The organism is Methylobacterium sp. Gmos1 (genome assembly GCF_053764715.1).
Window position 1 is genome coordinate 1 of the sequence record NZ_JBSNCC010000046.1, and the last position, 9,122, is coordinate 9,122.

13 protein-coding genes and 1 pseudogene are annotated in these 9,122 nt (G+C 62.6%); 12 read left to right on the forward strand and 2 right to left on the reverse strand.

The features are described from left to right. The first annotated feature begins 378 nt into the window (after window positions 1–378). The 9 genes from ACS5PV_RS32450 (at window position 379) to ACS5PV_RS32490 (ending at window position 5,348) form a co-directional block, all read left to right on the forward strand. A complete protein-coding gene (locus ACS5PV_RS32450; RefSeq protein ID WP_455399433.1) occupies window positions 379–603 on the forward strand; it encodes a hypothetical protein in 225 nt (74 codons plus the stop codon). A 615-nt stretch (window positions 604–1,218) separates the two neighbouring features. Further along, a complete protein-coding gene (locus ACS5PV_RS32455; RefSeq protein WP_455399434.1) occupies window positions 1,219–1,548 on the forward strand; it encodes a hypothetical protein in 330 nt (109 codons plus the stop codon). Between the two features lie 161 nt (window positions 1,549–1,709). Beyond that, window positions 1,710–1,799: a BA14K family protein gene (locus ACS5PV_RS32460; RefSeq protein ID WP_455399444.1), complete on the forward strand. Its 90-nt coding sequence runs from the start codon at window positions 1,710–1,712 to the stop codon at window positions 1,797–1,799. Between the two features lie 575 nt (window positions 1,800–2,374). Continuing rightward, window positions 2,375–2,482, forward strand: a complete 108-nt coding sequence (locus ACS5PV_RS32465; protein ID WP_455399445.1) for a DUF5681 domain-containing protein — start codon at window positions 2,375–2,377, stop codon at window positions 2,480–2,482. Between the two features lie 18 nt (window positions 2,483–2,500). Continuing rightward, window positions 2,501–2,794 carry a hypothetical protein gene (locus ACS5PV_RS32470; protein WP_455399435.1) on the forward strand — a complete coding sequence of 98 codons (294 nt, stop codon included), beginning with the start codon at window positions 2,501–2,503 and terminating at the stop codon, window positions 2,792–2,794. After that, entirely contained in the window at window positions 2,791–3,057 is a 267-nt protein-coding gene (locus ACS5PV_RS32475; RefSeq protein ID WP_455399436.1) for a hypothetical protein, read from the forward strand. Before ACS5PV_RS32470 ends, ACS5PV_RS32475 begins: the two co-directional genes overlap by 4 nt. A gap of 59 nt (window positions 3,058–3,116) precedes the next feature. After that, window positions 3,117–3,977 carry a transglutaminase family protein gene (locus ACS5PV_RS32480; protein WP_455399437.1) on the forward strand — a complete coding sequence of 287 codons (861 nt, stop codon included), beginning with the start codon at window positions 3,117–3,119 and terminating at the stop codon, window positions 3,975–3,977. An 811-nt stretch (window positions 3,978–4,788) separates the two neighbouring features. Next, a complete protein-coding gene (locus ACS5PV_RS32485) occupies window positions 4,789–5,055 on the forward strand; it encodes a hypothetical protein (RefSeq protein WP_455399438.1) in 267 nt (88 codons plus the stop codon). A 68-nt stretch (window positions 5,056–5,123) separates the two neighbouring features. After that, on the forward strand, window positions 5,124–5,348 hold the full coding sequence (locus tag ACS5PV_RS32490) for a hypothetical protein (protein WP_455399439.1): 225 nt from the start codon (window positions 5,124–5,126) through the stop codon (window positions 5,346–5,348). Between the two features lie 90 nt (window positions 5,349–5,438). Here the strand turns inward: ACS5PV_RS32490 and ACS5PV_RS32495 are convergent, their stop codons facing one another. Continuing rightward, on the reverse strand, window positions 5,439–6,227 hold the full coding sequence (locus tag ACS5PV_RS32495) for a site-specific integrase (protein WP_455399440.1): 789 nt from the start codon (window positions 6,225–6,227) through the stop codon (window positions 5,439–5,441). 37 nt (window positions 6,228–6,264) lie between these two features. Here ACS5PV_RS32495 and ACS5PV_RS32500 point away from each other — a divergent pair. The 3 genes and pseudogenes from ACS5PV_RS32500 to tnpC all read left to right on the forward strand — a co-directional run. Beyond that, a pseudogene (locus tag ACS5PV_RS32500) lies at window positions 6,265–6,416 on the forward strand (IS5-like element ISMra2 family transposase); the annotation flags it as partial. 52 nt (window positions 6,417–6,468) lie between these two features. Then, entirely contained in the window at window positions 6,469–7,257 is a 789-nt protein-coding gene (gene istB / locus ACS5PV_RS32505) for an IS21-like element helper ATPase IstB (protein ID WP_455399441.1), read from the forward strand. Between the two features lie 104 nt (window positions 7,258–7,361). Then, window positions 7,362–8,645, forward strand: coding sequence for an IS66 family transposase (gene tnpC / locus ACS5PV_RS32510; protein WP_455399442.1), 1,284 nt, complete (start codon window positions 7,362–7,364; stop codon window positions 8,643–8,645). Window positions 8,646–8,744: 99 nt separating this feature from the next. On the opposite strand, the gene ACS5PV_RS32515 is transcribed toward tnpC, so the two are convergent. Beyond that, the gene (locus ACS5PV_RS32515; RefSeq protein WP_455399443.1) at window positions 8,745–8,999 is read right to left on the reverse strand and encodes a hypothetical protein; all 255 of its coding nucleotides are present in this window, start codon (window positions 8,997–8,999) and stop codon (window positions 8,745–8,747) included. Between the last annotated feature and the right edge of the window lie 123 nt (window positions 9,000–9,122).

The following is a 9,122-nucleotide window of genomic DNA, read 5'->3' on the forward strand; positions in this document are numbered from 1 at the left end:
CTCATGGTCGCGCACCATCCGCACCGCGCGCTCGCGCACCTCAGGCGAAAAAGGGGCTGTTCGCTTCGTCATGGCTCCATCCTCTCAGAAGTTGGAGCCTCCAGGAAACCCGGGGCGGTTCACTGGAGGCGTTTTTGCAGGCTTGGCTTTATTCGCCCAAACCCCAAAACGCCGTCCTGGAGGCCCTGAGGGCAATTAGCGGTGACCCGGGTGAGTAAGGCGAGATCCCATACTCGGAATGCGCCGGCCTAATGCGGTGGTCCCGGGCCGAGAACGGACACGTCTGCATCGGGTGGCGAACGGCCTCCCGTATGCTCAGCCGGTTGGGTTCCAACCCTGGCGGCCACCCCGCTCAATGGCAACTAGGATGACCTGCCGGTGCGCGTGCCACTGGTCCAGGATCTCATGCATCAGATGGAGCAATCTCTCGGCTTCAGTCGTGTCCCACCCTTTAGCTTTGTTCTCCATGATGCGTTCGACGAGCCTACCAATACGTCGGTCCGCATCCTCGATATGCCGATTAGCGCGGGCGAGTTCGGTTCTTTCGTGCTGAAATTCGAGCATGCGGTGATCCTCTACTGCGAGGCAACGCATGAGAAGTGATCCAGGATCGAAGGTGCCGGCACATGCCCCCAATTCAACAGTGACGTGTGAGCCCCTTAGCGGCTCACAGCCAGCAGGAGGACGAACCCGGCGAGGACAGTGGAGGCGAGCATCATGGTCGGTCCTGTCAGCAGGCTGCCTCAGCCGATGTACGGCCAAGCCTGCAGAGGGCAGCAGTCCTCGGTAAGCGGCGCAGCATCGACCGTCTGACCTGACTGTTCGATCGGAACGATGTGTGCTGCTCTGGCAGGAGCCACATGGCTCCACACAGTCAGGATGGCCTCAGCGACAATGATCCGAATGATGGGTAGCATCGTTCTGTCCCCTTGCGGCCATGAGCGACCGTCGATGCGGGGCGTGTAAAGCTTAACCATTGCACCTGTGTTGGGTGGCGCATTGCATGAGAGAGGTCAGACAGGATCCTGCAATCAAGCTACGCCGTTCGGCGCTACTTCTCCTGGCAAGCAGAATTGTCGCGAGCATGGACCGAAAGCACCCGGGGGAAGTTCACTGAGTATGAGAGGCTTCTCTCACCACGGACAAATCCTATGAAATATGCTCTCATCACTGCAGCGACCGTGGCCGCTGCGTTTGCTTTCCTCCCGGCGGCAGCTGATGCCCGCCCCGGTGGAGGCGGGTTCCGGGGTGGCGGCTTCGGCGCTGGTGGCGGTGGATTTGGCGGCGCGCGCATCGGTGGTGTGGGTGGCGGCGTCCGCGGTGGCTCAGGGCTCGCCGCTGGCGGCTTCCGCGGTGGCGGAGGTATGGGTGGCTTCCGTGGCGCTGCTGGCAGCTCGGGGCTTGCTGTCGGTGGTCAACGTGGAGTTGGTACCGTCGCAGCTGGTGGCGTCCGTCCTGCCGTGGGCGGCTTTAGCGGGCGCGGGTACGCCGGCAATCGAGGCGGCTACTACCGCGGACGGGGCTACGGGTACGGAGCTGCCGGGCTAGGCGTGGGTCTCGGGCTTGGCTTGGCCGCTGGGGGGCTCGGCTACGGGTACGGCGGCTACGATGATGGGTACTATGGTGGCGGCTATGCTCCGGCCGGATACGGCGGGTTTGACGAGGGCGACGCGCCTGCCGCCACTGAGGTCACATCCGATGCCGATCAGGTGAGCTACTGCACCCAACGCTTCCGGTCGTATGACCGGGCCACCGGCACTTACCTCGGCAACGATAGGAAGAGACATCACTGCCCGTAAGCTTCCCTGATCACGTGATACCTGAAGCCCAGCGGCCGAGACCGGCTTGCTGGGCTTTGTCGTGAGAGCTGCAGGCGCGAAGAACCAGGCGCGCCCATGTAAGGTACCCTGTGTGTCTTATGGATCCTCGTTCCTCACGAGCACCGCAGATCCCCCCACCGCTCACCTGTTTCAACGGGTGATGGCCAATATCGCGCTTGAGGCAGAGGCGGCGTGCGTTGTCGGGCCGAGGTAAGCCCACCCTACCAGCAGGCTACCAGCAACAATAACCCGCATGACGCTGACCAGCAGGCTTTCGCGCCGCGGCCGCTGAAACCTATCTGCATCGAAGTGGACAAGGCTGAATGCCTTCTTCCAGGCCTCACGGCGGGTTACACGGGACTCGTGAGGCATCATACTGCTCGAAACTATGAGGAGCGGGCAAGGCCATTCAGTCGCGATACGGATCGGAGGTCTGGCTGATCCGTTGATGCATGTGGGTGTTGATCCGCTGCTCTGAAGCTGTTCTGAACAGCGCTAACAGCGGGTACCGTGCCGAAGCTCGGATAAAGATCCGTAAACGAGAGGACATCGTGATGCCCGCGAGAGGGCGACCATTCCAGAAGGGGCAAAGCGGCAACCCTGCCGGCCGAGCGAAGGGCAGTCGGACCCGGGTCGCACAGGCGATGGAGCTGATCCTGTAGGACGACGCCGACGCCATCATGCGCAAGGCCACGACCTTGGCGAAGGATGGCGATCCCACAGCCCTGCGTCTGTGCCTCGACCGCCTGATGCCTGTCCGCAAGGACCGCCCTGTGCCCTTCGCCCTGCCCCCGATCGAGACCGCGGCCGACCTGACGAAGGCGACCGGGGCGCTCCTCGCCGCCGTAGCCTCAGGCGAACTCACCCCGTCCGAGGCTGCCGAGCTTGGCAAGCTGGTGGACGCCCACGTGCGGGCAATCGAGGTGACGGACGTGCAAGCCCGCCTCGACGCCCTGGAGGGCCTGAAGAAATGAACCGTACCCTTGAGAGCCGCATTCGCAGATTGGAGAAGGAAGCCGACATGAGCAGCTTGCGCCACCTCACCGACGACGAGCTAGACCGGAATATCATCGGCGCACTTCGCAAGCTGATCGCCGGGCATAGCAGTGTCATGGCCGCGATTGAGCACTACCGCGGCGCCGATCACACCGACGAGAAGGCTATCGGCGACATGCTTGACGAGCACTTGCCGATGATCTGGACCGTGATCGCGCGCCAGTACCCGGCCAGCGTTTAATCGCGCGAAGGACCGCTCGGGGTAGGGAGCGGTCCGATATGGTTCATAAGGAGCATCCCTTGGTCGATCTACGCATCTGCCACCGGACGACTTACCGCTACAGACAGCCCGTCGGGCTCGGACCGCATCGGCTGATGTTGCGCCCACGGGAGGCTCGGGACCTGAGGCTCCGTTCGAGCGACATCAGAGTGACGCCGAATGCGACTGTGACATGGGCCAGCGATGTTGCCGGGAACGCGGTTGCGACCGCCACCTTTGAAACCCAGTCCGACACGCTCGTCATCGACAGCGCAGCTCAGGTCGAGCTTTCCTCGGCTACCTATCCGGTCTTCGACATCGCCGCCTCGGCCATCTCGTTTCCCTTCCGGTACTCAGACGACGAGTGGACGGACCTGGGAGCACTGACGGTTCGGAAGTACCCCGATGGGGATCGCCTGCAAAACTGGGCGCAGGGGTTCGTTGCGGGCTACCCCACCGACACTCTGTCGCTCCTCAAGGACATCAATGCTGGTGTGGGTGCCGGGATCACCTACCAGGCCCGGGAGGATGAGGGCACACAGTCGCCGAGCCAAACCTTGTCATCGGGCCTAGGATCCTGCCGGGATCTGGCTACGCTCTTTGTTGAGGCGGTCCGGAGCCTTGGCTTCGGCGCAAGGGCTGTCTCGGGCTATCTGCATGACCCCACGCGTACACTGCTCGGGTCGGCCGATGGCGGGTCCACTCATGCTTGGGGCGAGGTGTACCTACCCGGCGCAGGGTGGATCACCTTTGACCCAACCAACCGCAGCGTGGGAGGAGCGAACCTGATCCCGGTCGCTGTAGCGCGCGACATTCGCCAGATCATGCCGGTGACGGGCAGCTTCATCGGGCCTGCCAATGCCCTCCTGGAAATGTCGGTTGGCGTCGAAGTTTACGGCTAACGTGCCTCGTACGCATGATGGCGAGCGACCTGCTGGACGCCGCCGGACGCTGGGTTCGCCGTCATCGAAGCAGCGTGCGCTGACGAGGCCTGGGACATTCTGGAGAGCCGTAGCGACATCGAGATGCCAGGATAGATGAACGGCTTTGCGCTTGCCGCTCGGGTTCTGAGCGTTGGCTGCACATCCGCCTAGTGATCACCTCGGGGCGGTGTCGCCCGGCGTCGCGCGATGCGATGTGCCGATCACAGCACGTTCGTGCCAGAGTCCTATTTGGTGGAGCAGGTACTCATCGTGCAGCATTTCTGCCCTATAAAATTTAGTGCGATCAGGCCGTTTATGCGTGAAATTTTTGCAAATAAGGAACCTTCTTACAGGGTGATCATTGGCTTTTAAGTCGGTGCATTTGAAAATGCAAATTTGAGAGGGCAAGAACATGACTCACGTTGAAAATTCGACAAACCAGACAGTTGCGGTGATGTCCGGAGCGGTGCAATACGACGCTGTTAGCAGATTTGCGGCAATCGAACGTAATAAAAATTTAATTGTCGAAAAGATAGTTCATATGGGCGATCCGAAGAACCGAAGAGCAGCTGCCGCTCAATGGTTTAAATCACGGAACTCACATTGATATACGTAGGCCAATAGCGAATTTGTGGTGATTTATTAACTAAAACACTTTACATGTGGGAACTTTAGAAAGAACGAAATATGCCAGCATGATCTCGATATCCATTCATTGTGTGATGTGCTATAAATACACACTATGATATCGAGGACGACCGATCTTCAAATAAATAATGATAATAAAATAATGGAGTTCAAAGCCATGAAAGCGTCCAAAAATTTTGGTAGAAGCCTAGCTCTACCATCAAAAATTGAGATCAAACATGATCTCATGATGATGCGGTTGACTGACAAACTGCGGTCTGAGTTGCGGCTCAATGGACTGACATCGCAAGAATTTTCTCTTGTCGTCAAGGAGCTTGTGACTGCTGGTGAAATTTCCGCCGATGCGGCAAATAAAATCATCCGTAATATCAAATCTCATGACATAAGGACTCCCAACTTGGAGGCATAGTTGATTTTTGAATTCTATTTTTATTGATAACTTGGCTATGAACTATGCGTACAACTCGTGAGATCGTCATGTTCGATCATCCCTTCCGGCTGAGCACAATTGATGGTACACAGCCAGCCGGCTCCTATGTAGTTGATGTGGTCGAGAAGCTGCTTAGGGGTTCGTCTTTCATAACATGCATGAACATTGAAACCGTCATTTATATTCCGACCATTGTCCGTGAAGAGATATTTTTGAAAGTCTTCCCAGTTGATTATGAAGAAATAATTACAGAACGTCGCGGTTCTGTGTAGGGAGTTTTTAAAACTCCTTTGTTCTGATGCGAGCCACGCCAAAAAGATTGCCTCCCTCCCTTCTGTGTAGCATCGTACTTTCTTGCGCTATCATAGAAAACCGCTCCCTGAGCGAGACTTAAACGCATTCACGCGGCGAATATATGAAAACACTGTACGCGTATCTCTGTGGCCAGACTGGTCCATGATGCGGGCAAGGTCCGCGCCGCGCTCCGCTGCTGTCGTGATGTAGCAGGCCCGCAGGGAGCGAGCCCCGAAGGTCGAGGCATCGAGCCCGGCCGCAGTTGCATACCGCTTCACGATGTCTGCGACGGCTTGGGTGGTGAGACAGGCAGGGTTGGTACCCCGCATTGTCATTCGAACCCTGCCCGACCTTGATACCGGCCGGAATACGGGCCCCTCGGTGATCCCTGCCGTCTCGAGCCAGTCGCGCAGCAGGGCAACCGGCCGGATGAACCGCCCGTGCGGGGTCGCCTTCTCGAACCCGGCGCCCTCCTGGTCGACCTTGGACCGGCGCACCAGCACCCGCAGGCCTTCGGGATCCTCGCGCAGATCCGATACGTCGAGGGCGACCAGCTCCGATCTACGGAACGCCCCGGCGAACCCAAGCGCGAGTAGAGCTCTATCCCGTTTGCCGGTCAGCGTGTCGGGCGTGCGCATCAGCATCGCCATGAGCACGTCGGCCGTCGCCGCCGCCTTCTGGTCCGGCGCCGTCCCGACCTTGCGCCGGATGCCTTTCATCGTGGCTCGCACCGCCTCGTCCTCAGTCGGGTCCGGCTGCCGGACGAGCTTGTGCGCGTACTTGATGGCCGCGAGACGCCTGCCGATCGTCGAGGCCGCCCGGCCTGCCTCCGCCTCCGCCACCAGGAAGCCGGCCACGGCCTCAGGGCTCGCCGGCAGCGACCGGAAGCCGTAGCGGGCGCACCAAGCCTCGAACGCCGCGGCGTCACCCCTGATAGGCTCGCACGGTAGGTCGAGGGTGTGGGCAAGGCTCTCGGGCGCAGCCAGGGCGGGTTCTCGACCAAGCTGTACCTGCGAGCCGAGGGTGGGGGCAAGCCGATGGCGGCTGACCACTGCGGCCGCTCTCGGAATACGAGGCCGTGGCCGGGGGAGGCTTCTGATGAGCGAGGGGCACGATCACCTCACGGCGCTGCTCGGGCGGCTCAAGCTGACGGCGCTCCGCGACCAACTCGACACGCTGATTGATGAAGCCGGCCGGCGCGACCTGACGATCCGCGAGGCGCTGACCCTGTTCTGCGAGCGTGAGGTGGCGCGGCGCGACCAGCGGCGGATCGAGATGGCCTTCGGGCTGGCACGCTTCCCGTTCGTGCGCGACCTGACCGGCTTCGACTTCGCGGCCCAGCCCTCCCTCGACAAGGGGCAGATCCGCGAGATCGCCACCGGCCGCTTCATCGCCAACGGCGAGGCGGTGCTGCTTCTGGGTCCTCCGGGCGTCGGCAAGACGCACCTGGCGGTGGCGCTGGGCCGGGAGGCGATCGTGGCCGGCTACAGCGTGCTGTTCACGCCGGCCACGACCCTGGTAGCGCAACTGGCCAAGGCCCATGCCGAGGGCCGGCTGGAGGAGCGGCTGACGCACTACGCCAAGCCCAAGCTGCTGATCGTGGACGAGCTCGGCTACCTGCCCTTCGAGCCGGATGCCGCGCACCTGTTCTTCCAGCTGGTCAGCCGGCGCTACGAGCGGGGCGCGATGCTGGTGACCTCGAACCGGGCGGTGGGGGAGTGGGGCACGGTGTTCGGCGACGCGGTAGTAGCGACCGCGATCCTCGACCGCCTGCTGCACCACAGCCATGTGGTCACCATCCGGGGCGACAGCTACCGGCTGCGCGAGAAGCGGCGCAGCGGTCTGCTGCAGAGGGCGACGACCGCCCCTCAACCCACACCCGTTTAGGAATAGAAACTGGGTAATTACCCAGGGGGTGTCGGGACGGCGCTGGTCGGTCGCGGCAGGTCCCCCCCCTTGCCGGAACGCGGTTTGGCTGATTCGTTATTGGGATGAGCCGTAGTGACCTCGAGCGCCTGAGCAAGGAGGAACTGATCGAGCTGGTGCTGAAGCTGCACCGGCCCGAGAAGACCTCGCGCACCTCGTCCAAGCCGCCGGCGGGCGACCGCAAGGAGCGGCGCGAGAAGGCCCGGCCGGGCGGCGCCAAGCCCGGGCACGAGGGCCACAAGCGGGCGCTGACGCCTGACCCGGATCAGGTGGTGGAGCACCGACCGGTCTCCTGCTCGGCCTGCGGCGAGCCACTGCCCCCCGACCTGCCGGCCGAGGTGGTCAGCGTGCACGAGCGGATCGACCTGCCGCTGGTTCGCCCGGTGGTCGAGCAGCACCGGCGCCTGTGCGTGACCTGCCCGGCCTGCCGGACCCGGGTCGTCGCCCCACGACCGGCGGGGGCCGACGCGACGCCGTTCGGGCCGCGGCTGCACGCGGTGGCGACCTATCTGAAGACCTTCCAGGCGCTGTCCTACGAACGATTGCAGGCCGCCCTGTCGGACCTGTTCGGGCTGAGGCTGAGCCAGGGCGGGCTGATGAACCTGCTGCGGCGCGCCCAAGGTTGCTTTGCCGAGGGCCGGAACGCGGCGCTGGCGTGTCTGCGCCAGGCGCCTGTGGTGGCCTCGGACGAGACCGGGGTGCGCATCGAAGGCACTAACAGCTATCATTGGGTGTTCCGCTGCCAGGACGCGGTGGTCCATCACGCCGCCCCGAGCCGGGCGGCGGCCGTGGTCGGCGAGGTGATGGCCGGACACCGGCCGGCGGTCTGGATCTCCGACCGGTACTCGGCCCAGCAGGGCCATGGCGAGCGCCAGCAGACCTGCCTGGCGCACCTCGCCCGCGACGTGGCCTACGCGGTCGAGGCCGGCGACGACCTGATCGCCTTGCGGCTCCAGTGGTGGCTCGACAAGGCCTTCGGGCTCGCTCGCGGACTGACCGAGTTGGCCGCCTCGACCCTGGCGCGCAAGCGGCGCGAGTTGGAGCAGGACCTCGACGACATCCTGAAGGCCCCGGCTCGTTGCGATCTGGCCCAGGCGCTCCAGGCCCGGATGGGCTGGGCGCGCGACCAACTCCTGACCTTCTTGGCCTTCCCGGGGCAGGTCGACGTGACCAACAACGCCTGCGAGCGCGACCTGCGGCCGGCGGTGATCCAGCGCAAGGTGACGAACGGCTATCGGGCGATGTGGGCCGCCCAGGGCGAGGCGGACGTGCGCACCGTCGTCGCCACCGCCGCGCTCCGAACCAAAGCCACGCCCTTCGCCACCCTGCTCACCACCATCACACCCTGATCAACCTCCCAGCCGCCAGCCCGGATAGACGTGCCGACGAACGCGCGGGCCGAAAAACACCCCGTGGGTAATTACGAAACTGGAAGAGGGGCCAGTTCTTCATGACGCAAAAGGGTCAGTTCCGGGCGTCGCTTGACATTGGTTGACCAGTCCCACCTCGGCGAGCTTGGTCCGCAACACGTGATGACCCGACCCATCGAGCCATTTGTGGCCGACAGGCCCGTACTTGATCCAGCGCCAGAGCCGGACGGAAGAACCGCCCGGACCGCTATACCTTGCCTCACGAGCCTGATCCTCATCGTACGCGGCAAGCAGGATGACGCGCTGCCGCTCGTTCAGTTCGGTCGCGATCACCTAGTGCCCTGACTCAAACGGATGGTACAGCGTTGCCGTTGACAGCATCGAGGATGGCGGCGGCTGGCTTGGTCCAGACGAAGGGCTTTGGCCTGTCGTTGTGCTCAGCGATGTAGCGGTTGA

Coding starts and splice junctions, on each gene's coding strand:
- ACS5PV_RS32485 (WP_455399438.1), top strand. CDS start 4,789: ATGGAGTTCAAAGCCATGAAAGCGTCCAAAAATTTTGGTAGAAGCCTA.
- tnpC (WP_455399442.1), top strand. CDS start 7,362: ATGAGCCGTAGTGACCTCGAGCGCCTGAGCAAGGAGGAACTGATCGAG.
- ACS5PV_RS32490 (WP_455399439.1), top strand. CDS start 5,124: ATGTTCGATCATCCCTTCCGGCTGAGCACAATTGATGGTACACAGCCA.
- ACS5PV_RS32475 (WP_455399436.1), top strand. CDS start 2,791: ATGAACCGTACCCTTGAGAGCCGCATTCGCAGATTGGAGAAGGAAGCC.
- ACS5PV_RS32465 (WP_455399445.1), top strand. CDS start 2,375: ATGCCCGCGAGAGGGCGACCATTCCAGAAGGGGCAAAGCGGCAACCCT.
- ACS5PV_RS32455 (WP_455399434.1), top strand. CDS start 1,219: ATGCCCGCCCCGGTGGAGGCGGGTTCCGGGGTGGCGGCTTCGGCGCTG.
- istB (WP_455399441.1), top strand. CDS start 6,469: ATGAGCGAGGGGCACGATCACCTCACGGCGCTGCTCGGGCGGCTCAAG.
- ACS5PV_RS32470 (WP_455399435.1), top strand. CDS start 2,501: ATGCGCAAGGCCACGACCTTGGCGAAGGATGGCGATCCCACAGCCCTG.